Genomic DNA, 26,662 nt, shown 5'->3' on the forward strand with positions numbered 1-26,662 from the left:
GCCGGTGACGAGCCGAGCCGTCCCCAGCGCTGCCGCCGCCGGCGCGCAGCCCACGCCGCTGCTCAGCCTGCGCGACGTCGAGGTCACCTTCACCACGGAGGCCGGGCCGGCGACGGCGGTCCGTGGCGCCAGCTTCGACGTGCTCCCGGGGGAGACCGTCGCGATCGTGGGGGAGTCCGGCTCGGGCAAGTCGACGACGGCGGCCGCGGTGATCGGGCTGCTCGCCGAGAACGGCCGGGTCACCGGCGGGCGGATCGTCTTCGACGGCCAGGAGCTCACCGCCCAGGGCGCCGGGACGACGTCGCGCCTGCGCGGCAGCGACATCGGTCTGGTCCCGCAGGACCCGATGTCGAACCTCAACCCGGTCATGCGGGTGGGTGCGCAGATCGTCGAGGCCCTGGAGGACAACGGGGTGGCCCGCGGTGCGGCCGCGCGCACCCGTGCCGTGGAGCTGCTCGAGGAGGCGGGCCTGCCCGACGCCGCCCGGCGCGCCCAGCAGTACCCGCACGAGTTCTCCGGCGGGATGCGCCAGCGCGCGCTGATCGCGATGGGTCTGGCCTGCCGTCCCCGGCTGCTGATCGCCGACGAGCCGACGTCGGCCCTGGACGTCACCGTGCAGCGCACGATCCTCGATCGGCTGGACGAGCTCACGGACGAGCTGGGGACCGCCGTGCTGCTCATCACGCACGACCTCGGGCTCGCCGCCGAGCGCGCCGACCGGATCGTGGTGATGTACCGCGGCGAGGTCGTCGAGACCGGCCCCGCCCTGGAGATCCTGCGCTCGCCGCAGCACGAGTACACCCGACGGCTGCTCGCCGCGGCGCCGTCGCTCGCGTCACGCCGGATCCAGCTCGCGAAGCAGCACGGCGCCGACACCGAGGCCGCCGCGGACCTCGTCGCGATGACCGGCGGGCACGACGGGCCGGTGGGCGCGACGCGCGCGGCTCCGGTCGCCGACCAGCCGGTGGCCCTCGACGTCCCCGACCACATCGTCGAGGTCTCGCACGTGACCAAGGTGTTCTCGCTGCGCGGCAAGGGGCTGTTCTCCCGCGGCACGGACTTCACCGCCGTCGACGACGTCTCGTTCGCCATCCCGCGCGGCACCACGGTCGCCATCGTGGGGGAGTCCGGCTCGGGCAAGTCCACGGTGGCCCGGATGATGCTGGACCTGCTGCCCGCGACGTCCGGCGAGATCCGGTTCGACGGCGAGCCTGTGGGCGGCGCCGACCGCGCCGCGCAGGTCCGCTTCCGTCGCCGGGTCCAGCCGATCTTCCAGGACCCGTACGCGTCGCTGGACCCGCTCTACACGGTGTACCGGACGATCGAGGAGCCGCTCAAGGCGCACGGCAGCGGCTCGGCCGCCGAGCGCCGCGACCGCATCCACGCCCTGATGGCCGACGTCGCGCTGCCGCCGAGTCTGCTGCGGCGCTACCCCGCCGAGCTGTCCGGCGGTCAGCGCCAGCGGGTCGCGATCGCGCGGGCCCTGGCCCTGGACCCCGACCTGGTGGTCTGCGACGAGGCGGTGTCCGCGCTCGACGTGATCGTGCAGTCCCAGATCCTGCACCTGCTCGCCGAGCTGCAGCACCGCCGTGGCCTCAGCTACCTGTTCATCAGCCACGACCTCGCCGTCGTGCGCCAGATCGCCGACCACGTCTGCGTGATGGAGAGCGGACGCATCGTCGAGCAGGGAGCGGCCGACGACGTCTTCGACCACCCGCAGCAGGAGTACACGCGGATGCTCATCGACGCCATCCCCGGCGCCGGCCTGGAGCTCGGGCTCGCCGGCTGAGCCGGGGTCGGCGCGCCGCCGACCCCCGGCCCGCCCGCGGGTTGGCCCTGTCGGGGGAGGCGGGTAAGATCGTCTGCGGTGCCGCGCGCCCTGTCGGGCAGGCGGCACGTCGGTCGCGACGTCGACCCACCGAAGGTACCCATCCGAACTACTCCTTGTCCGCATCGGAGCACATCACTCAATGACCATCTCCACCCCCGCGAAGCCGGCCACCCCGCAGGTCGCGATCAACGACATCGGCTCGGCCGAGGACTTCCTCGCCGCCATCGACGCCACCATCAAGTACTTCAACGATGGCGACATCGTCGAGGGCACCATCGTCAAGGTCGACCGCGACGAGGTCCTGCTCGACATCGGCTACAAGACCGAGGGCGTCATCCCCTCCCGTGAGCTGTCCATCAAGCACGACGTGGACCCCGGTGAGGTCGTCAAGGTCGGCGACGCGGTCGAGGCCCTGGTCCTCCAGAAGGAGGACAAGGAAGGCCGGCTGATCCTGTCCAAGAAGCGGGCGCAGTACGAGCGCGCGTGGGGCACGATCGAGAAGATCAAGGAGGAGGACGGCGTCGTCACCGGCACCGTCATCGAGGTCGTCAAGGGCGGCCTCATCCTCGACATCGGCCTGCGCGGCTTCCTGCCGGCGTCGCTGGTCGAGATGCGCCGGGTGCGCGACCTCCAGCCGTACGTCGGCAAGGAGATCGAGGCCAAGATCATCGAGCTCGACAAGAACCGCAACAACGTGGTCCTGTCCCGCCGCGCCTGGCTCGAGCAGACGCAGTCCGAGGTCCGCTCGACCTTCCTGCAGACGCTGCAGAAGGGCCAGGTCCGTCCCGGTGTCGTCTCCTCGATCGTCAACTTCGGCGCGTTCGTGGACCTGGGCGGTGTCGACGGGCTCGTGCACGTCTCCGAGCTGTCCTGGAAGCACATCGACCACCCGTCCGAGGTCGTCGAGGTCGGCCAGGAGGTCACCGTCGAGGTGCTCGACGTCGACTTCGACCGCGAGCGTGTCTCCCTGTCGCTGAAGGCGACGCAGGAGGACCCGTGGCAGGCCTTCGCCCGGACGCACGCCATCGGTCAGGTCGTCCCGGGCAAGGTCACCAAGCTCGTCCCGTTCGGTGCGTTCGTGCGCGTCGAGGACGGCATCGAGGGCCTGGTCCACATCTCGGAGCTGGCCGTGCGCCACGTCGAGATCCCGGAGCAGGTCGTCCAGGTCAACGACGACGTGTTCGTCAAGGTCATCGACATCGACCTGGAGCGTCGCCGGATCTCGCTGTCGCTCAAGCAGGCCAATGAGGGTGTCGACCCGACCAGCGACGACTTCGACCCGGCGCTGTACGGCATGGCGGCCGAGTACGACGAGCAGGGCAACTACAAGTACCCCGAGGGCTTCGACCCGACCACGAACGAGTGGCTCGAGGGCTTCGAGGCGCAGCGCGAGGTGTGGGAGGCGCAGTACGCGCAGGCCCACGAGCGCTGGGAGGCGCACCGCAAGCAGGTCGCCGAGGCCGCGCGCGCGGACCTCGAGGCCGCGAACGGCGGCGGCGACACCGCCGGCGGGGGCGGCGCTGCTGCGGCGTCGAGCTACTCCTCGACGCCGCCGGCCGAGGAGGTCGGGGGCACCCTGGCGTCCGACGAGGCTCTCGCCGCGCTGCGCGAGAAGCTCACCGGGGCCTGAGCCCGGGGCGCCCCGGCGCACCGGGTCACGGACCCCAGCACCACGGCCACGGGCCGGTCACCTCGGTGGCCGGCCCGTGGCCGTGGTGCGTGCACGGACGCGTCCCTGGGGCGGATGCAAGGATGGGTCGATGCAGCGCATCGGACTGACCGGCGGGATCGCATCGGGCAAGACGGTCGTGGCCGGCCGGCTGGCCGAGCACGGCGCGGCGGTGATCGACCACGACGGGCTGGCGCGCGAGGCGGTCCGGCCGGGCTCGGCCGGGCTCGACGCGGTGGTGGAGTCCTTCGGTCCCGGCGTGCTGGCCGCCGACGGCGAGCTGGACCGCGCCGCCCTGGGCCGGCTGGTGTTCGCCGACACCGCCGCGCGTGAACGGCTGGACGCGCTCGTCCACCCGGTCATCCGCCGGCTGGCCGCCGAGCGGGAGGCGGCGATCGCGGCCTCCGGGACCGGCGCCGTCGTCGTCCACGACATCCCGCTGCTGGTGGAGACCGGCCAGGCGGAGGCGTTCCACCTGCTGGTCGTGGTGCAGGCACCGGCCGACCTGCGGGTGCAGCGGCTCGTGCAGACCCGCGGGCTCACCCGGGAGGAGGCCGAGCGGCGGGTCGCCGCCCAGGCGTCCGAGGGCGACCGGCTCGCGGTGGCGGACCGCGTCCTGGACGGCAGCGGGTCGGTGGAGGCGCTGCGGGAGCAGGTCGACGCGCTGTGGGCGCGGATCGAGGAGGAGCGTCTGGCCGAGGTCGACGCCGGGCTCTGACGGCGGCCGGGTTCGCCGGGGGCGATACCGGGCCCTTCGAGGGGCCCGGGCGGTCCGGCGTGTGGGTGGGTGGTCGTACGGTTGACACATGCGTCCAGTGACCGACCTGCAGCGGACCGTCGCCCCGTTCGAGGTCATCTCGGAGTACACGCCGTCCGGTGACCAGCCGACCGCGATCGGCCAGCTCGCGGACCGGGTGAACGCGGGAGAGAAGGACGTCGTGCTGCTCGGCGCGACCGGCACCGGCAAGTCCGCCACGACCGCCTGGCTGATCGAGAAGCTCCAGCGACCCACGCTCGTCATGGCGCCGAACAAGACGCTCGCCGCACAGCTCGCGACCGAGTTCCGCGAGCTGCTCCCCAACAACGCCGTCGAGTACTTCGTCTCCTACTACGACTACTACCAGCCCGAGGCGTACATCGCCCAGACCGACACGTTCATCGAGAAGGACTCGTCGATCAACGACGAGGTCGAGCGGCTGCGGCACTCGGCGACGAGCTCGCTGCTGACGCGCCGGGACGTCGTGGTGGTCGCCTCCGTGTCGTGCATCTACGGCCTGGGCACGCCGCAGGAGTACGTGGACCGGATGGTGCGGCTCGCCGTCGGGGACCAGGTCGAGCGGGACGCGCTGCTGCGCCAGTTCGTCGCGATGCAGTACTCCCGCAACGACCTGGCGTTCACCCGTGGGACGTTCCGGGTGCGCGGCGACACGGTCGAGATCATCCCGGTGTACGAGGAGCTCGCGATCCGGATCGAGTTCTTCGGGGACGAGATCGAGGCGATCGCCACGCTGCACCCGCTCACCGGGGACGTCATCCGGTCCGAGCAGGAGGTGCACGTCTTCCCCGCGACGCACTACGTCGCCGGACCGGAGCGGATGGAGCGCGCGATCGCGTCCATCGAGCACGAGCTCGAGGAGCGTCTGAAGGACCTCGAGCGGGCGAACAAGCTGCTCGAGGCCCAGCGGCTGCGCATGCGCACCACCTACGACATCGAGATGATGCGCCAGATCGGCTCGTGCTCGGGCATCGAGAACTACTCGCGGCACATCGACGGTCGCAACGCCGGCAGCGCCCCGAACACGCTGCTCGACTACTTCCCCGAGGACTTCCTGCTCGTCATCGACGAGTCCCACGTGACGGTCCCGCAGATCGGCGCCATGTTCGAGGGCGACATGTCCCGCAAGCGCAGCCTCGTCGACCACGGGTTCCGGCTGCCGAGCGCGATGGACAACCGCCCGCTGCGGTGGGAGGAGTTCACCGAGCGGATCGGGCAGACCGTCTACCTGTCCGCGACCCCCGGCACCTACGAGCTGTCGATGGCCGACGGCGTGGTGGAGCAGATCATCCGGCCGACCGGTCTGGTCGACCCCGAGGTGGTCGTGAAGCCGACGACCGGGCAGATCGACGACCTGCTCGAGGAGATCCGGGTGCGCGTGGAGCGCGACGAGCGCGTGCTGGTGACCACGCTGACCAAGAAGATGTCCGAGGACCTCACCGACTACCTCCTGGAGAAGGACGTCCGGGTGCGGTACCTGCACTCCGAGGTCGACACGCTGCGCCGCGTCGAGCTGCTGCGCGAGCTGCGACTCGGGCAGTTCGACGTGCTGGTCGGGATCAACCTGCTGCGGGAGGGCCTGGACCTGCCCGAGGTCTCCCTGGTCGCGATCCTGGACGCGGACAAGGAGGGTTTCCTGCGGTCCGGCACCTCGCTCATCCAGACCATCGGCCGGGCCGCGCGCAACGTCTCCGGTCAGGTGCACATGTACGCGGACAAGATGACGCCCGCGATGGCCCAGGCCATCGACGAGACGTCACGGCGCCGGGAGAAGCAGATCGCCTACAACCTCGAGCACGGCATCGACCCGACCCCGCTGCGCAAGAAGATCGGCGACATCACGGACATGCTGGCCCGGGAGGACGTCGACACCGCCGAGCTGCTGGCCGGCGGCTACCGCAAGCCGTCCCGCGGCAAGGCCCCGACGCCGGGGTCCACGTCGCCCACCGGGCGCACCGCCCTGGTCGGAGCGGCCTCGAGCGAGCTCGCCGACCTCATCCAGGAGCTCAGCGACCAGATGCACGCCGCCGCCGCCGAGCTGCAGTTCGAGCTCGCCGCGCGGCTGCGCGACGAGATCTCCGGCTTGAAGAAGGAGCTGCGCCAGATGCACGCCGCGACGGCGTGACGGCGGCCGGACGGTGACCGGTCAGGCGCCCCAGGTACCCAGCACCGGCGTCCAGGCCCGGACCTCCCGGCCGGCGACCAGGCCCTCCCGGGTGAACGGGTCGGCGTCCAGCAGCCGCTCGACGTCAGCAGCGGAGTCGGCCGACATGAGGAGCAGCGCACCGGGGGCGCCGTCGGCCCATGGCCCGGACGACAGCAGGGACCCGCTCTCCACGAGCTGGGCGAGGTAGCCGCGGTGCTCGGACCGGACCTCGTCGCGGCGTTCGGTCCGGTCGTCGTAGGTGTACTGGACGGCGTAGATCGTCATGGCGCCATCCTGGCAGTCGGGCGCCGGTCGCGGCGCCGGCGGCGCCGGGAGAGGGTGGAGCCATGACTGACGAGCTCTCCACGACCGTGCCGACCATCCCGCTGATCGACGGCACCACCATCCCCCAGCTCGGCTTCGGAGTGTTCAAGGTGGACGACGACGGCGCCGAGCGTGCGGTCACCACCGCCCTGGAGACCGGCTACCGCCTGATCGACACCGCCAAGCTCTACGGCAACGAGGCCGGCGTCGGACGTGCCGTCCGGGCGTCCGGCCTGCCCCGCGACGAGGTCTACGTGACCTCGAAGGTGTGGAACGACGAGCAGGGGTACGACGCCACGATGCGCGCCTTCGAGGGGTCCGCGGCGCGACTCGACCTCGGGGTGGTGGACCTGTTCCTCATCCACTGGCCCGTCCCCGGCCAGGACCTCTACCTCGACACGTGGCGTGCGCTGCTGCACCTGAAGGAGCAGGGCGCGATCCGCTCGGTCGGGGTCTCCAACTTCCTCCCGGCCCATCTCGAGCGGATCATCGGGGAGACCGGCGTCGTGCCGGTGCTCAACCAGGTCGAGCTGCACCCGCGGCTGCAGCAGCCCGAGCTGCGCTCGTTCCACGCGGAGAACCACATCGCGACCGAGGCCTGGTCGCCGCTCGGCCGCGACTCCAGCCTGCTCGACGACCCGGTGGTCCAGCGGATCGCCGAGGCGCGCGGCGTCACCCCCGCGCAGGCGGTCCTGCGGTGGCACCTCGACCTGGGCAACATCGTCATCCCGAAGTCCGTCACGCCGGCCCGGATCGCGGAGAACATCGACGTGTTCGGGTTCAGCCTCGATGCCGAGGACCACCGCGCGCTGGCCGGGATGGACCGGGGCGAGCGCATCGGCCCGGACCCCGAGGTCTTCGGTGTCTGAGGCCGACCACCGGCCGGGCTCCGCGTCGCTGCTCGACGACGCCCTGCTCGCGACCATCCGGTCGCGGGCGGCGGCGCTCGACCGGGACAACCTCTTCCCGCACGACGACCTGGCGGACCTTGCCGCCGCGGGCTACCTGCGGGCGTTCGTCCCGACCGACCTCGGCGGGGCCGGCCTGACGCTCCGGCAGGTCGCTGCCGAGCAGATCCGTCTCGGTGCGGCGGCGCCCGCGACGGCGCTGGCGGTCAACATGCACCTGGTGGTGACCGGCATCGCGCACGCGCTGGCCGAGCGCGGCGACGACTCGATGCGCTTCGTCCTGCAGGAGGCGGCCCGGGGCGAGATCTTCGCGTTCGGCAACTCCGAGCCCGGCAACGACCTGGTCATGTTCGGGTCGCGGACCCGGGCCGAGCCGGTCGATGGCGGCGGGTACCGGTACACCGGGACGAAGATCTTCACGTCCCTGTCACCGGTGTGGACGCGGCTGGCGACGTTCGGCCGCGACGACACCGACCCCGACGCCCCGCTGCTCGTGCACGGCGTCGTCCCGCGGGACTCCGGCGGCATCGAGGTCCGCGACGACTGGGACACCCTGGGCATGCGCGCCACCCAGAGCCGCACCACCGTGCTCGACGGCGCGACGGCGCCCCCGCAGTGGGTGTACCGGCGGCTGCCCGCCGGGCCGAGCCGCGACCCCTTCGTGTTCGCGCTGTTCGCCGTCTTCGAGGTGCTGCTCGCCGCGGTGTACACCGGCATCGGCCGCCGGGCGGTGGAGCTGGCCGTCGAGGCGGCGCACCGGCGGACCTCGATGAAGAACGGCGGCCGGACGCTCGCGCAGGACCCCGACATCCGGTGGCGTGTCGCGGAGGCCGCGATCGCGCAGGACGGGATCGAGCCGCAGGTCGACGCCCTGGCCCGGGACGTCGACGAGCGGGTGGACCACGGGGCCCAGTGGTTCCCGCGCGTCGTCGGGCTCAAGCACCGGGCGACCGAGAACGCCCGGGTCGTCGTCGACCACGCCATCCGGGTCGCCGGGGGGGCGTCGTACTTCGCCGGCAGCGAGCTGGGCCGGCTGTACCGGGACGTGCTCGCCGGTCTGTTCCACCCGTCCGACCCCGAGTCGGCGCACGCCACCGTGGCGAACGCCTGGCTCGGACCGGTCGACCCGGGCTGACGTCCTCGGTCAGGACGGCCCGGGAGTCGTCCTGCCCACCTGGCGCGGTGGCGCCGCGGCTCACCAGCCCCGCAGCCGCCACTGCGCCAGGTGCGGACGCTCGGCGCCCAGGGTGGTGTCGGCGCCGTGGCCCGGGTACACCCTGGTGCGGTCGTCGAACCGGTCGAACACCCGCTCGGTGACGTCGTCCAGGAGCTGGGTGAACCGCTCGGGGTCCCGCTGGGTGTTCCCGACGCCGCCCGGGAACAGGCTGTCGCCGGTGAACAGGTGCACCCGACCCGGGACGGCCTCGCTGCGGGACGGCGCCTCGCCCGGCACCCGGTCCGGTTCGCGGTAGGCCAGCGCGACGGACCCGGGCGTGTGCCCGCGCAGCGCGATGACCTCGAGCATCACGTGCCCGACGGTGAGCACGTCCCCGTGCCGGAGCCGGCGCCGGGTCGGGACGGCGATGCCCGCGGCGTCGTCGGCCCCGGCGGCCGTGGTCGCGCCGGTGACGGCGACGACCGACTCCAGCGCGCCGTGGTGGTCGGCGTGCCGGTGCGTCGTCACCACCACCGACAGCCGGCCGGCCCCCGAGCCGTCACGGATCAGCTCGAGCAGGCGGTCCGGGTCCGCGGCGGCGTCCACCAGGAGCTGGGACCGGCTCGTCCGGCAGGTGACCAGGTACACGTTGTTGTCCAGGGGGCCCACCGACGCCTTGCGGATGACCACCTCGTCGAGCTCCCGGACGGCGCTGGGCCCGCCCGGCCGGACGTCACCGTCGTAGGGCATGGGTGTCCGCCCGGTCCTCGGCCGCGTCCTCACCCTCCCGCTCGCGCCGCACGGCCTCGTCGTGGCTGTAGACGGCCCGCACCAGGGCCAGGTGCGACAGCGCCTGCGGGAAGTTGCCCATCATCCGGACGCCGTCGACGTCGTACTCCTCGGCGAGCAGGCCGAGGTCGTTGCCGACGCCGATCAGCCGCTCGAGCAGGCGTCCGGACTCGGCGGTGTCGCCCATCCGGGCCAGCGCGTCGGCGAGCCAGAAGCTGCAGGCCAGGAACGGGTGCTCGCCGCCCGCGAGCCCGTCGTCGGTGGCCTGCGTGTGGTACCGGTGCACCAGCCCGTCGCTCACCTCGAGGTCCTCGCGGATGGCCGCGACCGTCCCGACGAACCGGGGGTCGTCCGCCGGCAGGAACCCGACCTGGGCGATCTGCAGCAGCGACGCGTCGGTGTTCGTGGCGCCGTAGGCCTGCACGAAGGTGTTCCGCTCGGTGTCGAACCCGTGCTCCAGGACGTCGCGACGCACGGCCTCGCGCTCCTCGCGCCAGCGGTCGACCCCGGGACCGTGCAGCCCGTAGACGTCGACCGCCCGGACGGCGCGGTCGAGCGCGGCCCACGCCATGACCTTGGAGTGCGTGAAGTGCTGCAGGTCCCCGCGGACCTCCCAGATGCCACGGTCCGGCTCGCGCCACCTGTCGGCGAGGTGGTCGACGAGCGTCCGCTGCAGCTCCCAGCTCGGGGCGTGCTCGGGCAGCCCGGCGGCGCGGGCGAGGTCGAGGGCGCACATGACCTCGCCCAGCACGTCGTGCTGCACCTGGTCGACGGCGGCGTTGCCGACGCGCACCGGCTGGGAGCCGCCGTACCCCGCCAGGTGGTGCAGGGTGCGCTCGGGCAGCTCGCGGCGCCCGTCGATGCCGTACATGATCTGCAGGTCCTCGGGGGAGCCGGCGACCGCGCGCAGCAGCCAGTTGCGCCACTCGGTCGCCTCGGACCGGTACCCGTACTCCAGCAGGGCCTCCAGCGTCATCGCGGCGTCCCGCAGCCAGCAGTACCGGTAGTCCCAGTTGCGCTCGCCCCCCATGTCCTCGGGAAGCGACGTGGTGGGGGCGGCGACGATCCCGCCGGTGACGGCGTCGGTGAGCAGCCGCAGCACGAGCAGCGACCGGTCCACGGCCTCGGCGTGGCTGCCGCGGTGCCGGCGACGCTCGGCCCACGTGCTCCAGGCGGCCTGGGTGTCGCGGATCCGGTCCAGGATCGGCAGCCGCGGCGGCACCGGAGCCCACGAGGGGGTCCAGGTGACGACCAGCTCCAGGGTCTGGCCGGCGTCCATCCGGAACTCGTCCCGGTGCGCGTTCGCGACCGCCGTCGGCAACCGGTCACCGCGCAGCAGCAGCGAGTCGGGCCCGGCCGTGGCGCGGATGCCGGGGTGGCCCTCGGGATCCTTGACCCGGTGCACCCACGGACGCACCGCGCCGTAGGCGAACCGGACGATCCACTCGTGCTCGACCGTCACGTGCCCGTCGAGGACCTCCACCCAGCGCACCATGTCGGCCCGGTCGTCCTCCATGGGCATGCACTCGACGACCCGGGCCCGTCCGGTCGGGGTGACGTACGTCGTCTCCAGCACGAACGAGTCGTCCAGGTACCGGCGGGTCACCTCGGTGGCGCCCGAGACGGTGAGCAGCCACCGACCGTTGTCCGGGGTGCCGAGCATCGCCGCGAAGCACGCGGGCGAGTCGAACGACGGCAGGCAGAGCCAGTCGACCGACCCGGTCCGCGAGACCAGCGCGGCGGTCTGCCGGTCGCCGAGCACCGCGTAGTCCCCGATCGGCGTCGGGGGGGTCGGTGTGGTCTCGGCGTTCTGCGGCTCCGGCTGCGGGGCACCGCCCCCGGACACGCCGGCGACGGCGTCCGACCCCGCGACGGGGTCCTCCGCGGGACGGGTGTTGTCGGTGGGGTCGGTCGGTCCGGGCGACGTCGCGCGAGGGGTGGGCGTCATCGGTCCAGTCTGCCGCCGACGGCGGTGCTCGGCAGACCGAGCGGTCCAGGGGTGTGTTCGAACACACGTACGCTTGTCGGTGGGTCGCCGTAGACTGACCGGGTGAACGATCGTCTGGTGGTCCAGGGGGCCCGCGAGCACAACCTCCGCAACGTCGACCTCGACCTCCCCCGGGACAGGCTGATCGTCTTCACCGGGCTGTCCGGCTCGGGCAAGTCGTCGCTCGCGTTCGACACCATCTTCGCCGAGGGCCAGCGCCGGTACGTGGAGTCGCTGTCCGCGTACGCGCGGCAGTTCCTCGGGCAGATGGACAAGCCCGACGTCGACTTCATCGAAGGACTGTCCCCGGCGGTGTCGATCGACCAGAAGTCGACCAACCGCAACCCGCGGTCCACGGTCGGCACGATCACCGAGGTGTACGACTACCTGCGCCTGCTCTTCGCGCGCGCCGGCACCCAGTTCTGCCCGGTGTGCGGCGAACGGGTGACCGCCCAGACGCCGCAGCAGATCGTCGACCGGCTGCTCGAACTCCCCGAGGGCACCCGCTACCAGGTGCTCGCACCGGTGGTGCGCGGCCGCAAGGGCGAGTACGCGGACCTGTTCGCCGAGCTGCAGTCCAAGGGCTTCGCCCGGGCGCGCGTCGACGGCGAGGTGGTCCAGCTGACTGCTCCGCCGACCCTGGAGAAGAAGCTCAAGCACGACATCGAGGTCGTCATCGACCGACTCGTGTCCCGCGACGGCGTCCGGCGCCGGCTCACCGACTCGGTGGAGACCGCGCTGGGCCTGGCCGGCGGGCTGCTGACCGTGGAGCTGGTCGACGCCGACGTCGACGACCCCGAGCGGGAGCGGCGGTTCTCCGAGCACCGTGCGTGCCCCAACGACCACCGACTCACGCTCGAGGAGATCGAGCCGCGCACCTTCTCCTTCAACGCGCCGTACGGAGCGTGCCCCGAGTGCACCGGCATCGGCAGCCGGCTCGAGGTCGACCCCGAGCTCGTGATCCCCGACGAGGACCTGTCGCTGGCCGAGGGCGCCGTCGCGCCGTGGGCGCAGACCTCGTCGGAGTACTTCCTGCGTGTGCTGTCCGCGCTCGCCAAGGACCTGGGCTTCTCGATGGACGTGCCGTGGCGGGCGCTGCCGCAGCGCGCCAAGGACGCGGTGCTGCACGGCGAGAACCACGAGGTCAAGGTCCGGTACAAGAACCGGTGGGGCCGGGAGCGGCAGTACTCGACCGGCTTCGAGGGCGTCATCACCTTCATCACCCGGCGGCACGGCGAGACCGAGTCGGAGTGGAGCAAGGACAAGTACGAGGCCTACATGCGCGAGGTCCCGTGCCCGGTCTGCCACGGCGCGCGCCTCAAGCCGGAGGTGCTCGCCGTCCGGGTCGGCGGTCGCTCGATCGCCGAGGTCTGCGCGCTGCCGATCCGTGAGGCCCGCGACTTCCTCGACGGGCTGGTGCTGGGGGAGCGCGAGCGTGCCATCGCCACCCAGGTGCTCAAGGAGATCCAGGCACGCCTGGGCTTCCTGCTCGACGTCGGCCTGGACTACCTGTCGCTCATGCGTCCGGCGGGCACGCTGTCCGGCGGCGAGGCGCAGCGCATCCGGCTCGCGACCCAGATCGGCTCCGGGCTGGTCGGAGTGCTGTACGTGCTGGACGAGCCGAGCATCGGGCTGCACCAGCGCGACAACCGCCGGCTCATCGAGACCCTGACCCGCCTGCGGGACCTGGGCAACACCCTGATCGTCGTCGAGCACGACGAGGACACCATCCGGGTGGCCGACTGGATCGTCGACGTCGGTCCGGGCGCGGGCGAGCACGGCGGCCGGGTGGTGCACTCGGGCGACCTGGAGGGGCTGCTCGCGTCGCAGGAGTCGGTGACCGGTGCGTACCTGTCCGGCCGGCGCAGCATCCCGATGCCGGCCGAGCGCCGCGCCATCGACCCTCGCCGCCAGCTCAAGGTCATCGGCGCCAAGGAGCACAACCTGGCCGGGATCGACGTCGCCTTCCCGCTCGGCGCCCTGGTGGCGGTCACGGGCGTCTCCGGGTCGGGCAAGTCGACGCTGGTCAACTCGATCCTGTACACGGTCCTGGCGAACGAGCTCAACCGCGCCCGTCAGGTCGCCGGCCGGCACAAGCGGGTCACCGGGCTGGAGCACCTGGACAAGGTGGTGCACGTCGACCAGGGCCCCATCGGGCGCACGCCACGCTCCAACCCGGCCACCTACACCGGCGTCTGGGACCACGTGCGCCGGCTGTTCGCCGAGACGACCGAGGCGAAGGTCCGCGGGTACACCGCCGGGCGCTTCTCGTTCAACGTCAAGGGCGGACGCTGCGAGGCGTGCTCGGGTGACGGCACCCTGAAGATCGAGATGAACTTCCTGCCCGACGTGTACGTCCCGTGCGAGGTCTGCCACGGTGCCCGGTACAACCGCGAGACGCTCGAGGTGCACTTCAAGGGCAAGACGGTCGCCGAGGTGCTCGACATGCCGATCGAGGAGGCCGCCGAGTTCTTCGCGGCGGTCCCCGCGATCTCCCGGTACCTGCGCACGCTCGTCGACGTCGGGCTGGGTTACGTGCGCCTGGGCCAACCCGCACCGACCCTCTCCGGCGGTGAGGCGCAGCGGGTCAAGCTCGCCGCCGAGCTGCAGAAGCGGTCGAACGGCCGGACCATCTACGTCCTGGACGAGCCGACCACCGGCCTGCACTTCGAGGACATCCGCAAGCTGCTCGCGGTCCTGCAGTCCCTGGTCGACAAGGGCAACAGCGTGCTGGTCATCGAGCACAACCTCGACGTGATCAAGAACGCGGACTGGGTCATCGACATGGGACCCGAGGGCGGCAGCGGCGGAGGGCGGCTGGTCGCCGAGGGCACGCCCGAGCACGTGGCGACCGTCACCGCCAGCCACACCGGCCGGTTCCTGGCCGAGGTGCTCGCGGACACCGTCCCGGTGCCGACCGGTCAGCTGCGCATCGAACCGGAGGTCCCCGTCGCCGCGGCCGGCAAGGGGTCCGGCGGCCGCCGTGCGAACGGCGCCACCGCGATGAAGGCGCCGGCGCGCAGCGCCAAGGCCCGGGCGGCCGCCAAGGCGAGCTGAGGAGGCCGCGAGCCGGGGAGGTGGCGGGGCCGGCGCCATCGCGGATGCCGGCCGAGTCGCCGGGGGCGCCGTGCCCCGTCGCCTCGGGTGCCATGCCGAGTCGCCGCGGTGGGTCAGACACCCGCGGGCGCCGGCAGCGGCGGTTTGGTGCCGGCCGAGGGCTCGGTGGGTCGGTGCGCCGGTCAGGCCTCGCGGTGCACGACCGGCTCGTGGCGCACCGGGAAGTTGACCGACCGGGCGATGAAGCAGTGCTCGTGGGCCCGCTGGTGCACGGCCGCGACCCGGGTCTCGTCGACGTCGCCGCGCACGGTCACCCGCGGGTGCAGCGTGACCTCGGTGAACTGCCCGGCCCCGGCGGACTCGACGCGCATGGTCCCGGTCGCCTCGTCCCGGTAGTCGACGACCACGACGCCCTCGACCGCCGCCAGGTGCAGGAACCACAGCAGGTGGCACTGCGACAGCGCCGCGACGAACAGCTCCTCGGGCGTGTGCCGCGACGGGTCACCGCGGAAGGCGGGGTCGGCCGACCCCAGCAGCACCGGCCGTCCCTCGACCCGCACCTCGTGGTCCCGGCTGTACGCGGTGTAGCCGGTGGTGCCGGTCTGGCCCGCCCCGGTCCAGCGGACGTCGACCGTGTAGGCGTGCAGCACTCCCATCGCCCCAACCTAGCCACGTCCGGGCGGGTGGGAGGCGAGAACTAAACTGGTGCCCATGGCCGATCCCGCGACCTATCGCCCTGCCCCGGGACAGGTCCCCGACCAGCCCGGGGTGTACCGGTTCCGCGACGACCACGGCCGCGTCATCTACGTCGGCAAGGCCAAGAGCCTGCGCTCACGGCTGGGCAGCTACTTCCAGGACCTGGCCGCCCTGCACCCGCGCACGCAGTCCATGGTGACCTCGGCGTCGTCGGTGGAGTGGACGGTGGTCGGCACCGAGGTCGAGGCGCTCGCCCTGGAGTACTCCTGGATCAAGGAGTTCGACCCCCGGTTCAACGTCAAGTACCGCGACGACAAGTCGTACCCGTACCTCGCCGTCACGCTGGGGGACCAGTTCCCGCGGGTGCAGGTGATGCGCGGCGCGAAGCGGCCCGGGACGCGGTACTTCGGGCCGTACGCGCACGCCTGGGCGATCCGGGAGACCGTCGACCTGCTGCTGCGGGTCTTCCCGGTCCGCACCTGCTCGGCGGGCGTGTTCAAGCGAGCCCACCAGCAGGGCCGGCCGTGCCTGCTCGGCTACATCGACAAGTGCTCCGCGCCGTGCGTCGGGCGGATCAGCCCGGACGACCACCACGCGCTCGCCGAGGACTTCTGCGCGTTCATGGCCGGCGACACCGCCAAGTTCACCCGCCGGCTCACCGACCGCATGCGCGAGGCGGCCGCGATGCAGGACTACGAGCAGGCGGCGCGGCTGCGGGACGACATCGGCGCGCTCGAGCGTGCGACCGAGAAGAACGCCGTGGTGCTGCAGGACGGCACCGACGCAGACATCTTCGCGCTCGTCGGCGACGAGCTCGAGGCCGCGGTCCAGGTGTTCCACGTGCGCGACGGGCGCATCCGCGGCCAGCGCGGGTGGATCGTGGAGAAGGTCGAGGACGTCACGGACGCCGAGCTCGTGGAGCACCTCCTGCAGCAGGTGTACGGCGCCGAGGACGACGCGCTGACCGGCAACGGGTCCCGCTCGCGCGGCGAGCCCGCGGCGGCGGCGACCCGCACCGGCGTCGTGCCGCGCGAGGTGCTGGTGCCCGTCATGCCGCCGGACCCTGCGCAGGTCTCCGCGTGGCTCGGCGGCCTGCGCGGCAGCCGGGTCGACGTGCGCGTCCCGCAGCGCGGGGACAAGCGTGAGCTGGCCGAGACGGTCCGCCGCAACGCCGAGCACGCCCTGGCGCTGCACCGCACCAAGCGCGCCGGCGACCTGACCACCCGCAGCCAGGCCCTGCGCGAGATCCAGGAGGCGCTGGACCTGACGACCGCCCCGCTGCGGATCGAGTGCTACGACATCTCCACCACCCAGGGCACCCACCAGATGGCGTCCATGGTGGTGTTCGAGGACGGGTTGCCCCGCAAGGGCGAGTACCGGACGTTCGCGGTCCGCGGGCCCGAGGGGGACGGGGCGCGCGACGACACGGCCGCGATGCACGAGGTGATCACCCGACGGTTCCGGCGGTACGTCGCCGACCGGACCGCCACCGGCGACCTCGAGCTCGGCGCGGGCGACGACGACGACCTCGCGGCGGTCGGCGTGAACGGCCCGACGGTCGGCGGCGAGGTGCCCGCCGAGGTGGGTGACGGCCCCCGGCGGTTCGCCTACCCGCCCAACCTCGTCGTCGTGGACGGGGGACCGCCGCAGGTCGCCGCCGCGGCGCGCGCGCTCGCCGAGCTCGGGGTCGACGACGTCGCCCTGTGCGGCCTGGCCAAGCGCCTGGAGGAGGTGTGGCTGCCGGGGGAGGACTACCCGGTCATCCTGCAGCGCAGCTCCGAGGGGCTGTACCTGCTGCAGCGGGTCCGCGACGAGGCCCACCGCTTCGCGATCACCGCGCACCGACGCCGCCGCACCAAGGGGATGACGGCGTCGGCGCTGGACGACGTCCCCGGGCTCGGACCGGCGCGGTCCCGGGCGCTGCTCAAGCACTTCGGCTCGCTCAAGCGGCTGCGGGCCGCCTCGGCGGAGGAGATCACGACGGTGCCGGGCATGGGCGCCCGGACCGCTGCGGCGGTGGTCGCCGCCCTCGCGGCGGCCGACTCGGTGGCGCCGGGGGCGCCGGCGCCCACGGTCGGGACCCCGGCCGACACCGTCCCGACCGATGCCCACCCGGCCGACGTCGCCCCCACCGGGGCCACCGCCGGGTCGCCTGGCATGCTGGGGGGATGACCGGCGAACCCGATCCGCTGACCGTCCCGCGAGGGATCCCGGCCCTCGAGGCCACCACGCCCGCCCCCCGGCTGAACAGCGCGCAGGTGCTGATCATCACGGGGATGTCCGGCGCCGGGCGGTCCAAGGCGGCCACCGTCCTGGAGGATCTCGACTGGTACGTGGTGGACAACCTGCCGGCGACGATGCTGACCCCGCTGGTCGGGATGATGCAGCGGGGCGCTCCGGGCGGGGGTGTCCAGCGGCTCGCGGCCGTGGTCGACGCCCGCGGCGGGGAGTTCTTCGCCGACCTCGCCCAGGTGCTCGCCGACATGCGCGCCGCCGGCACCGACTACCGCGTGCTGTTCCTGGACGCCACCGACGAGTCGCTGGTCCGGCGGTTCGAGCAGGTCCGACGGCCGCACCCGTTGCAGGGTGACGGCCGCATCCTCGACGGGATCGCGGCCGAGCGCCGGCTGCTCGCGGACATCCGCGAGCAGGCCGACGTCGTCATCGACAGCTCCGAGCTCAACGTGCACGACCTCGCGCGCGAGGTCCGCAAGGTCGTCTCCGGCGGCGCGGACGACGCCCTGCGGATCAACGTGCTCTCGTTCGGCTTCAAGTACGGCATCCCGCTGGACGCCGACCACGTCGTGGACGTGCGGTTCCTCGCCAACCCGTACTGGGTGAGCGAGCTGCGCCACCTGTCGGGGCGGGACGCGCCGGTGCGCGACTACGTGCTGGGCCTGCCGGGGGCGCAGGTCTTCATCGACCGCTACGTCGACGCGCTGGAGCCGATCCTCGCGGGCTACCTGCAGGAGGAGAAGCGGTACGTCACGATCGCGGTCGGGTGCACCGGCGGCAAGCACCGCTCGGTCGCGATCAGCGAGGCGATCGGCGCGAGGCTGCGCGCCCGTGGCCAGCACGTGATCGTCGGTGCGCGCGACCTCGGCAAGGAGTGACGGAGGTGACTCGGTGAGCACGGGGTCGGTGGGCCCGGCCGTCGTGGCGCTCGGCGGTGGACACGGGCTGGCCGCGACGCTGTCGGCGGTGCGTCTGATGTCCGACCGCCTGACCGCGGTGGTGACCGTGGCCGACGACGGCGGCTCCTCCGGCCGGCTGCGCGACGAGCTCGGTGTGCTGCCGCCGGGCGACCTGCGGATGGCGCTGGCCGCGCTGTGCGACGACTCCGACTGGGGGCGCACCTGGCGCGACCTGCTCCAGCACCGGTTCCGCTCGAGCGGCGACCTGGACCAGCACGCCGTCGGCAACCTGCTGATCGTCGCGCTGTGGGAGCAGCTGGGTGACACCGTCGCCGGCCTGGACTGGGTCGGGCGGCTGCTCGGTGCACGCGGCCGGGTGCTGCCGATGGCCGCGGTCCCGCTCGCGATCGAGGCCGACGTCCTCGGCCCGGCACCCGACGAGGCCGACGGGACGGACGGGGCCGGCGAGACCCGCGCGGTCGGCGGCGGCACGGACGTCCCGGGCGCGGCCGACGCCGCGTCCAGGGCCGGGCGTCGGCGGGTGGTGCACGGGCAGAGCGCCGTCGCGGTCGCCCGGGGTCGGATCGAGCAGGTCCGCCTCGTCCCGCCCGACCCGCCGGCGTGCCCGGAGGCGGTGGCCGCGATCGAGGCGGCCGACTGGGTGGTCCTCGGCCCCGGCTCGTGGTTCACCTCCGTGCTGCCGCACCTGCTGGTGCCGGAGATCGCCGCGGCGCTGCACCGCACGTCGGCCCGGCGGTGCGTGACGCTCAACCTGTCCCCGGAGGAGGAGGGTGAGACCGCCGGGATGACGGCGACCGAGCACCTGCAGGTGCTCCACCAGCACGCCCCCGACCTGCGCATCGACGCCGTGGTCGCGGACCCGCGTGCGGTGGAGGACGTCGGCCCGCTGGTGGAGGCGGCCCGGGCGATGGGGGCGCGCCTGCTGCTGCGGCAGGTCAGGACGGGCGACGGCACGCCGCGGCACGACCCGCTGCGACTGGCGGCCGCGTTCCGCGACGTCTTCGACGACTTCCTCGGCGACGTCGGGACGCCCGCGCACTGATCGGACCCCGTGGCGAGGATGGCAGGATGACGCCCATGGCGTTGACGGCACAGGTGAAGGACGAGCTCGCTCGACTCCAGGTCGACAAGATCTCGTGCCGCAAGGCGGAGGTGTCGGCCACCCTGAGGTTCGCCGGCGGTCTGCACATCATCTCGGGCCGGATCGTCATCGAGGCCGAGCTGGACACCGGCATCGCCGCGCGGCGCCTGCGCCAATCCATCGCGGAGGTCTACGGGCACACCAGCGACGTCATCGTCGTGTCCGCGGGCGGCATCCGGCGGGGCAGCCGCTACGTCGTGCGGGTGGTCAAGGACGGCGAGTCGCTCGCGCGGCAGACCGGTCTGCTGGACAACCGCGGTCGCCCCGTGCGCGGGCTGCCGCCCCAGGTGGTGTCCGGGGGCATGGGGGAGGCGGAGGCGGCCTGGCGCGGGGCGTTCATCGCCCACGGGTCGCTCACGGAGCCCGGTCGGTCGGCCTCGCTCGAGGTCACCTGCCCGGGCCCGGAGGCGGCCCTCGCCCTGGTCGGCGCGGCGCGCCGACTCGGCATCGCGGCCAAGGCGCGCGAGGTCCGCGGCGTCGACCGGGTGGTGATCCGGGACGGCGACGCGATCAGCGCGATGCTCACCCGGCTCGGTGCGCACGACGCGATGATGGTCTGGGAGGAGCGCCGCATGCGCCGCGAGGTGCGTGGGACGGCGAACCGGCTGGCCAACTTCGACGACGCGAACCTGCGCCGGTCGGCCCGCGCGGCGGTCGCCGCCGGCGCCCGGGTCGAGCGGGCGTTCGAGATCCTCGGTCCCGACCTGCCCGAGCACCTGCGGGAGGCGGGGGAGCTGCGGCTCGCCCACAAGCAGGCATCCCTGGAGGAGCTCGGCAAGCTCGCCGACCCCGTGCTGACCAAGGACGCCGTCGCCGGCCGCATCCGTCGGCTGCTCGCGACCGCGGACAAGAAGGCGGCCGAGCTCGGCATCCCCGACACCGAGGCCGGGCTGAGCGCCGACCTGCTGGACCTCTGACCGCATCAGCCGGACAGCGTTTTCCGTGTGTGACCGGCGCGTTCCTTACACCATGGAGACGCGCCCGCGGGGTGACCTCGGTCTCTCCGCCACTGCTCCCGGGGTATAGGCTCGATGCCATCCGGCGGTCGAGACCGGGCACCCGTGTGCCCGTCCGGCCCCGGGATCGCACAGCGCGGTGCGTGTACGTCCGTCAAGGCAACTGTGTGCGCCGGCTCGCGCCGGTGCTGAGGAGGGCATTGTGACCACCCGCGTCGGTATCAACGGCTTCGGCCGCATCGGACGTAACTTCTACCGGGCCATCGTGGCGTCCGGTGCTGACATCGAGGTCGTCGGCGTCAACGACCTCACCGACAACAAGACCCTGGCGCACCTGCTGAAGTACGACTCCGTGCTCGGTGTGCTGGACGGCGAGGTCACGTACGACGAGACCTCCATCACCGCCAACGGCAAGTCCTTCCGCGTGCTCGCCGAGCGCGACCCCGCGAACCTGCCGTGGGGCGAGCTGGGCGCCGACATCGTCATCGAGTCGACCGGCTTCTTCACCGACGCCACCAAGGCCAAGGCGCACATCGATGGTGGCGCGAAGAAGGTCATCATCTCGGCGCCCGCCAAGAACGAGGACGCCACGTTCGTCGTCGGCGTGAACCACACCGAGTACGACGCGGCGAACCACCACATCATCTCCAACGCGTCCTGCACCACGAACTGCCTGGCCCCGATGGCCAAGGTGCTCGACGAGGCGTTCGGCATCGAGCGTGGCCTGATGACCACGATCCACGCCTACACCGGTGACCAGAACCTGCAGGACGGCCCGCACAAGGACCTGCGCCGTGCCCGCGCCGCCGCGATCAACATCGTGCCGACCTCGACCGGTGCGGCCAAGGCCGTCTCGCTCGTCCTGCCGCAGCTCAAGGGCAAGCTCGACGGCTACGCGCTGCGCGTCCCGGTCCCGACCGGCTCCGCCACGGACCTGACCTTCACGGCCGGCCGGGAGGTCACCGTGGACGAGGTCAACGCCGCGATCAAGGCCGCCTCCGAGAGCGAGGAGCTCAAGGGCATCCTGGTCTACACCGAGGACCCGATCGTCTCCTCGGACATCGTCACCAACCCGGCCTCGTCGATCTTCGACGCCGGCCTGACCAAGGTGATCGGTGACCAGGTCAAGGTGGTCTCCTGGTACGACAACGAGTGGGGCTACTCCAACACCCTCGTGAAGCTGACGTCGTACGTGGGCGAGCGTCTCTGACCTCCCCGCACCCGCTGCAGCTCGACCAGCACTGACATGCGTCCGCGTGCCCAGGGCGGCCCTCAGGTCGCCGGGCACGCGGACGTTTGTCGTGCCCGACCCGATCGGACGGAACACACCCCATGAAGACCATCGACGACCTCGGCGACCTGCGCGGCAAGCGCGTGCTGGTCCGTGCCGACCTGAACGTCCCGCTGGACGGCACCACCATCACCGACGACGGCCGGGTCCAGGCCGCCGTGCCGACGCTGCGCCGCCTGGCCGACGCCGGCGCGCGCGTCGTCGTCGCCGCCCACCTCGGCCGGCCCAAGGGCGCCCCCGAGGACAAGTACTCCCTGGCGCCGGTCGCGGCGCGCCTCGGCGAGCTGCTCGGCGCCCCGGTCCACCTGGCCCGGGACACGGTCGGCGACTCCGCCCGCGAGACCGTCGCCACGCTCGGTGACGGCGAGGTCGCGCTGCTGGAGAACATCCGGTTCGACCCGCGCGAGACCTCCAAGGACGACGCCGAGCGCGCCTCGCTGGCCGCCGACCTCGCCTCGCTCGCCGACGCGTACGTCTCGGACGGCTTCGGCGTCGTGCACCGCAAGCAGGCGTCGGTGTACGACATCGCGCAGGTGCTGCCGGCCGCCGTCGGCGGGCTCGTGCTCAAGGAGGTCGACGCGCTGCGCCGGGCCACCGACTCGCCCGAGCGCCCCTACGTCGTCGTCCTGGGTGGCTCGAAGGTGTCCGACAAGCTCGGGGTCATCGCGAACCTGCTGACGAAGGCCGACCGGCTGCTCATCGGCGGCGGCATGGTGTTCACGTTCCTCGCGGCCCAGGGCCACTCGGTCGGCACGTCGCTGCTCGAGGAGGACCAGATCGACACGGTCAAGGGCTACCTCGCCCAGGCCGCCGAGGCCGGCGTCGAGATCGTGCTGCCCACCGACATCGTGGTGGCGGACTCGTTCGCCGCCGACTCGCCGCACGACGTCGTCGCCGCCGACGCGATCCCCAACGGGCGCATCGGGCTGGACATCGGACCGGCGTCGGCCGAGCTGTTCGCCAGCAAGATCGTCGACGCGAAGACCATCGTCTGGAACGGCCCGATGGGCGTGTTCGAGTTCGACGCCTTCGCCGACGGCACGCGGGCGGTCGCCCAGGCCCTGGTGGACGCGGGCACCCGCGGCGGCTTCAGCATCGTCGGTGGCGGTGACTCGGCCGCGGCGGTGCGCCGGCTCGGGTTCGACGAGGCGGCCTTCGGCCACATCTCCACCGGTGGTGGGGCGAGCCTGGAGTTCCTCGAGGGCAAGTCGCTGCCCGGCATCGCCGTCCTCGACGCCTGACCCGCCCGATCTGACCCTCTGACGTAAGGAGCCACGCCGTGGCCACCAGCACCTCCGCACGCACCCCGCTCATGGCGGGCAACTGGAAGATGAACCTCGACCACCACCAGGCGACGCACTTCGTGCAGAAGCTCGCCTGGACGCTCGGGGACGCCAAGCACGACTTCTCGGCCGTCGAGGTCGCCGTCCTGCCCCCGTTCACGGACCTGCGCAGCGTGCAGACACTCGTGGACGCCGACAAGCTCGAGCTGAAGTACGGGGCGCAGGACGTCTCGGCGCACACGACCGGGGCGTACACCGGCGAGATCTCGCCGCTGTTCCTCGCCAAGCTCGGCGTCAGCTACGTCGCCGTCGGGCACTCCGAGCGCCGCCAGTACCACGGCGAGGACGACGCCCTGGTCAACGCCAAGGCGACGTCAGCGTTCGGGCAGGGCATCATCCCGATCGTCTGCATCGGGGAGGGCCTGGACGTCCGGCAGGCGGGGGACCAGGTCGCGTACACGCTCGCCCAGCTCGACGGCGCGCTTGCCGGGATCCCCGCCGAGCAGGCCGCGCAGGTCGTCATCGCCTACGAGCCGGTGTGGGCCATCGGCACCGGTGAGGTCGCCACCCCCCAGGACGCGCAGGAGGTGTGCGGCGCCATCCGCGCGCGCCTGGCTGAGCTCTACGACGCCGACGTCGCCGGCGCCGTGCGGGTGCTGTACGGCGGCTCGGTGAAGTCCGGGAACGTCGCGTCGATCATGGCCCAGCCCGACGTCGACGGCGCGCTCGTGGGCGGCGCCAGCCTGGACGCGGAGGAGTTCGCGAAGATCGCGCGCTACCAGTCGCACGCGGCCGCGTAGCCGCCGGTCGACCGGCGGATCGACCGACAGGTCGACCCCGCGGGTGCCGACCACCCGATCCGGTTGCGCCGACACGGAGTTCGTGTTCGTCGGATCGGGTGGTCGTCACCTACCCTTGACCCCGGCGCCGCCGGTGCCACGTGCCCGACTCGCCCCGCCCGTGAGGAAGCGACCGTCCATGGACGCCCTGCGCATCACCCTCCAGCTGCTGCTGGTCCTGACCAGCCTGCTGCTGATCCCGCTGGTCCTGCTCCACAAGGGCAAGGGCGGTGGCCTGTCCGACATGTTCGGCGGTGGCGTGTCGAGCAACATCGGCAGCTCCGGCGTGGCCGAGCGCAACCTCAACCGCATCACGGTCATGACGGCCGTGCTCTGGGCCGTGGTCATCGTCCTGCTGGGCCTGGTCCAGCGCGTCTCCGGCTGACCGCCCGCCCGACGACCGACCGCACCGACCGACACACACCGGAGGAACGACCGTGGCGAGTGGCAGTGCCATCCGTGGCTCGCGCGTAGGCGCCGGACCGATGGGCGAGGCGGAGCGCGGCGACAGCGCTCCCCGTGTCCGGATCTCCTACTGGTGCGCGAACGGGCACGAGACCCGGCCGAGCTTCGCCGAGGAGGCCGGTCACGAGGCGCCCGCGACCTGGGACTGCCCGCGGTGCGGGTACCCCGCCGGTCAGGACCAGGCGAACCCGCCGGCGCCGATGAAGAACGAGCCGTACAAGACGCACCTCGCGTACGTGAAGGAGCGCCGGACCGATGAGGACGGCGAGGCGATCCTCGACGAGGCCCTCGCCGCCCTGCGCGCCCGGCGCGGCGGCTGAGCCCGCCACCGGGTCGTCCCGCGAGCCGGCCGGCCGTCAGCCGGCGGTGACGGCCGTGCCGGAGTCCACGCTGAAGGTGATGGTGTAGCCGTCCTCGCCGCGACGGTGATGCACCTCGGGGATCAGCAGGTGGACGAGCCACAGGCCGCGACCGGACACGGCCTGCGCCGTCTGCGCGACCATGCCCGCCAGGGGGTCCGGCCCGGCGCCGCCGTCGGACACGGCGACGGTCAGGCGGCCAGGTCCCGCCCAGGCCCGCAGGACGACCGGCGGCCGTCCGTGGACCCAGCCGTTGGTGACCGTCTCGCTGGTCGCCAGGATGACCGACTCCTGGGCGGTGGGCGACAACCCGGCGCGCACCGCGAGGTCGCGGACCGCACCGCGCGCGGCGCCGGCGGCCGGCGCCAGCATCGACAGCGTCGGCACGGTGTCCAGCGCCGGGTGGCGCGGGACGTCGAAGAACCGGTCGACGCGGGCACCGACTCCGTCGAAGTCCGCGTTCGGAACGCTGTCCGCTCCCGACTGGACGAAGGGGTGCAGGGCCCGCAGCTCGGCGAGCCGGCGCGGGTCGAGCGCCGCGACGTCGTGCGCGCACTTGCCCCACGCCCGGAAGCGGGCCAGCGCGACGTTCGCCGCCGCCTCGTAGCGCCGCCAGCCGAGCCACTGCTGGTCGGTCATCGCCGGCATCTGGTTGACGATCCGGGCCCCGGCCGCCGACCCGTCGAGCCGTCCCAGCGTCTGCTGGGCGCGGTGCAGGTCCCGCGCCGGGAACCGTTCGTCCGGCCGCTCGGCGATCATGTCGAGCAGCGCCTCGGGCACCGCCGAGGCGATCGCGTCGACGAAGTCCGGCTCGCCCAGCAGGATCACGTGGTCCCCGGCCGCCGCGCCCTCGCGGACGAACGGGACCATGAGGTCGACGAGCTCCGCCGGACCGTCATGGAGGACGAGGTCATGCCGGAAGGCACCGTCCGCGTGCGCGATCGCCGTCATGACACCTCTCCCAGATCCAGCGCGTCGAGTGCCAGCACATCGACGAGTCGGGTGACCAGCGGCGACGCGCCTACCAGGTGCAGGCGCGTCCCCAGGGCAGCTGCGGCGCGGTGCATCGCGACCAGGCCCGAGTGGTCGACGAACCCGAGCTCGGTGAGGTCGAGCACCCGGGGCGTCGGCACCTGCGCGGCGGCGACCTGGGTGAGAGCACGACCGAGCGCGGGTGCCGAGGCCCGGTCCACCTCGCCGGCCAGCCCCAGGCCCCCGCCGCCGGTGGCGTGCAGCAGGAAGGGCGACGGCGTCCCACCGGTCAGGGCGTGCACGCACGCGACCTCGGCGACCGGCCCGTCCCCGAGATCCTCGACGTCGTAGCTGCACAGGATCGTCAGCGCATGGTCCCGGGCGTAGCGGTCGATCAGGTGCTCCGAGCGCACCCAGGCCGCACGGGACACGGGGTCGTGCGCCAGGTCCGTGGCGTCGGTCAGCACCCGCAGTCCGGTGTAGCCGTCGTCCAGTGCGGCGTCGACCATGGGACCCAAGGACTCGACCGGGTCCTGGGACGGCCGCCAGTCGGGGTCGGTCGTCAGTGGCACGGTGACCGGGAGGTCGGGCATGGGTCCCCACCGCACGTCGGCGGCGTCGGACACGTCCCCGTAGCGGATCCCGTCGGGGCTGAGACGGCAGAACACCACCCGCTCGTGGCGGTCCAGGCCCTCGGAGACGTAGTCGCGGGCGGCCCGCACGAGGTCGCCCATCCCGCGGAACGGCCAGCATCCGTGGTCGCCGGGGGACCGACCCGTCGGTGCAGTCAGGAATCGAGCAGGCACCGGGTCACCGTCCCCTCCGCCTCGCTGTGCGATCGCCTGGTGCTCCCCGAATCGTCG

At 72.8% G+C, this 26,662-nt stretch carries 22 protein-coding genes; 16 read left to right on the forward strand and 6 right to left on the reverse strand.

Annotation, left to right across the window (positions count from 1 at the left end):
* The first annotated feature begins 4 nt into the window (after window positions 1-4).
* From Q0840_RS12690 to uvrB, 4 genes are all read left to right on the forward strand, one after another.
* Window positions 5-1,789: an ABC transporter ATP-binding protein gene (locus Q0840_RS12690; RefSeq protein WP_298459913.1), complete on the forward strand. Its 1,785-nt coding sequence runs from the start codon at window positions 5-7 to the stop codon at window positions 1,787-1,789.
* A 181-nt stretch (window positions 1,790-1,970) separates the two neighbouring features.
* Window positions 1,971-3,461, forward strand: a complete 1,491-nt coding sequence (rpsA, locus tag Q0840_RS12695) for a 30S ribosomal protein S1 (RefSeq protein WP_298459914.1) — start codon at window positions 1,971-1,973, stop codon at window positions 3,459-3,461.
* A 130-nt stretch (window positions 3,462-3,591) separates the two neighbouring features.
* Complete coding sequence (coaE, locus tag Q0840_RS12700; protein WP_298459915.1) at window positions 3,592-4,218, forward strand: dephospho-CoA kinase; 627 nt, start codon at window positions 3,592-3,594, stop codon at window positions 4,216-4,218.
* An 88-nt stretch (window positions 4,219-4,306) separates the two neighbouring features.
* A complete protein-coding gene (gene uvrB, locus Q0840_RS12705) occupies window positions 4,307-6,400 on the forward strand; it encodes an excinuclease ABC subunit UvrB (RefSeq protein WP_298459916.1) in 2,094 nt (697 codons plus the stop codon).
* A 21-nt stretch (window positions 6,401-6,421) separates the two neighbouring features.
* Here the strand turns inward: uvrB and Q0840_RS12710 are convergent, their stop codons facing one another.
* The gene (locus tag Q0840_RS12710) at window positions 6,422-6,706 is read right to left on the reverse strand and encodes a YciI family protein (RefSeq protein ID WP_298459918.1); all 285 of its coding nucleotides are present in this window, start codon (window positions 6,704-6,706) and stop codon (window positions 6,422-6,424) included.
* A gap of 62 nt (window positions 6,707-6,768) precedes the next feature.
* Between Q0840_RS12710 and Q0840_RS12715 the strand changes: the two genes are divergently transcribed.
* Window positions 6,769-7,614 (forward strand): aldo/keto reductase, encoded by an 846-nt coding sequence (locus Q0840_RS12715; protein WP_298459919.1) that lies wholly within the window; start codon window positions 6,769-6,771, stop codon window positions 7,612-7,614.
* The gene (locus Q0840_RS12720) at window positions 7,607-8,788 is read left to right on the forward strand and encodes an acyl-CoA dehydrogenase family protein (RefSeq protein ID WP_298459920.1); all 1,182 of its coding nucleotides are present in this window, start codon (window positions 7,607-7,609) and stop codon (window positions 8,786-8,788) included. The genes Q0840_RS12715 and Q0840_RS12720 overlap by 8 nt, the downstream gene beginning before the upstream one ends.
* Before the next feature lie 60 nt (window positions 8,789-8,848).
* Here the strand turns inward: Q0840_RS12720 and Q0840_RS12725 are convergent, their stop codons facing one another.
* Window positions 8,849-9,559, reverse strand: a complete 711-nt coding sequence (locus tag Q0840_RS12725; RefSeq protein WP_298459921.1) for an MBL fold metallo-hydrolase — start codon at window positions 9,557-9,559, stop codon at window positions 8,849-8,851.
* Window positions 9,543-11,546 (reverse strand): glycoside hydrolase family 15 protein, encoded by a 2,004-nt coding sequence (locus Q0840_RS12730; RefSeq protein WP_298459922.1) that lies wholly within the window; start codon window positions 11,544-11,546, stop codon window positions 9,543-9,545. The genes Q0840_RS12725 and Q0840_RS12730 overlap by 17 nt, the downstream gene beginning before the upstream one ends.
* 102 nt (window positions 11,547-11,648) lie before the next feature.
* Here Q0840_RS12730 and uvrA point away from each other — a divergent pair, with 102 nt between their 5' ends.
* Window positions 11,649-14,642, forward strand: coding sequence for an excinuclease ABC subunit UvrA (gene uvrA, locus Q0840_RS12735; protein ID WP_298459923.1), 2,994 nt, complete (start codon window positions 11,649-11,651; stop codon window positions 14,640-14,642).
* A 182-nt stretch (window positions 14,643-14,824) separates the two neighbouring features.
* Here the strand turns inward: uvrA and Q0840_RS12740 are convergent, their stop codons facing one another.
* Window positions 14,825-15,298 (reverse strand): OsmC family protein, encoded by a 474-nt coding sequence (locus Q0840_RS12740; RefSeq protein ID WP_298459924.1) that lies wholly within the window; start codon window positions 15,296-15,298, stop codon window positions 14,825-14,827.
* Window positions 15,299-15,353: 55 nt separating this feature from the next.
* On the opposite strand from Q0840_RS12740, the gene uvrC reads away from it, so the two are divergent.
* From uvrC to Q0840_RS12785, 9 genes are all read left to right on the forward strand, one after another.
* Window positions 15,354-17,510 (forward strand): excinuclease ABC subunit UvrC, encoded by a 2,157-nt coding sequence (gene uvrC, locus Q0840_RS12745; RefSeq protein WP_298459925.1) that lies wholly within the window; start codon window positions 15,354-15,356, stop codon window positions 17,508-17,510.
* Window positions 17,507-18,451, forward strand: coding sequence for an RNase adapter RapZ (rapZ, locus tag Q0840_RS12750; RefSeq protein ID WP_298459926.1), 945 nt, complete (start codon window positions 17,507-17,509; stop codon window positions 18,449-18,451). Before uvrC ends, rapZ begins: the two co-directional genes overlap by 4 nt.
* Window positions 18,452-18,464: 13 nt before the next feature.
* Window positions 18,465-19,535 carry a 2-phospho-L-lactate transferase CofD family protein gene (locus tag Q0840_RS12755; protein WP_298459927.1) on the forward strand — a complete coding sequence of 357 codons (1,071 nt, stop codon included), beginning with the start codon at window positions 18,465-18,467 and terminating at the stop codon, window positions 19,533-19,535.
* Between the two features lie 35 nt (window positions 19,536-19,570).
* Window positions 19,571-20,551 (forward strand): DNA-binding protein WhiA, encoded by a 981-nt coding sequence (gene whiA / locus Q0840_RS12760; protein ID WP_298459928.1) that lies wholly within the window; start codon window positions 19,571-19,573, stop codon window positions 20,549-20,551.
* A gap of 241 nt (window positions 20,552-20,792) precedes the next feature.
* On the forward strand, window positions 20,793-21,800 hold the full coding sequence (gene gap, locus Q0840_RS12765; RefSeq protein ID WP_298459929.1) for a type I glyceraldehyde-3-phosphate dehydrogenase: 1,008 nt from the start codon (window positions 20,793-20,795) through the stop codon (window positions 21,798-21,800).
* Window positions 21,801-21,922: 122 nt separating this feature from the next.
* On the forward strand, window positions 21,923-23,122 hold the full coding sequence (pgk, locus tag Q0840_RS12770; protein WP_298459930.1) for a phosphoglycerate kinase: 1,200 nt from the start codon (window positions 21,923-21,925) through the stop codon (window positions 23,120-23,122).
* Between the two features lie 71 nt (window positions 23,123-23,193).
* Window positions 23,194-23,964, forward strand: coding sequence for a triose-phosphate isomerase (gene tpiA / locus Q0840_RS12775; RefSeq protein ID WP_298459958.1), 771 nt, complete (start codon window positions 23,194-23,196; stop codon window positions 23,962-23,964).
* A 178-nt stretch (window positions 23,965-24,142) separates the two neighbouring features.
* The gene (gene secG / locus Q0840_RS12780) at window positions 24,143-24,388 is read left to right on the forward strand and encodes a preprotein translocase subunit SecG (RefSeq protein ID WP_298459931.1); all 246 of its coding nucleotides are present in this window, start codon (window positions 24,143-24,145) and stop codon (window positions 24,386-24,388) included.
* Window positions 24,389-24,440: 52 nt separating this feature from the next.
* Window positions 24,441-24,788: an RNA polymerase-binding protein RbpA gene (locus Q0840_RS12785; RefSeq protein ID WP_298459932.1), complete on the forward strand. Its 348-nt coding sequence runs from the start codon at window positions 24,441-24,443 to the stop codon at window positions 24,786-24,788.
* 36 nt (window positions 24,789-24,824) lie between these two features.
* Here the strand turns inward: Q0840_RS12785 and Q0840_RS12790 are convergent, their stop codons facing one another.
* On the reverse strand, window positions 24,825-25,778 hold the full coding sequence (locus Q0840_RS12790; protein WP_298459934.1) for an MEDS domain-containing protein: 954 nt from the start codon (window positions 25,776-25,778) through the stop codon (window positions 24,825-24,827).
* On the reverse strand, window positions 25,775-26,605 hold the full coding sequence (locus Q0840_RS12795) for an MEDS domain-containing protein (protein WP_298459935.1): 831 nt from the start codon (window positions 26,603-26,605) through the stop codon (window positions 25,775-25,777). The genes Q0840_RS12790 and Q0840_RS12795 overlap by 4 nt, the downstream gene beginning before the upstream one ends.
* Between the last annotated feature and the right edge of the window lie 57 nt (window positions 26,606-26,662).

It is taken from the genome of uncultured Cellulomonas sp. (genome assembly GCF_947494015.1).
In the GTDB taxonomy this organism is placed as follows: Bacteria; Actinomycetota; Actinomycetes; order Actinomycetales; family Cellulomonadaceae; genus Pengzhenrongella.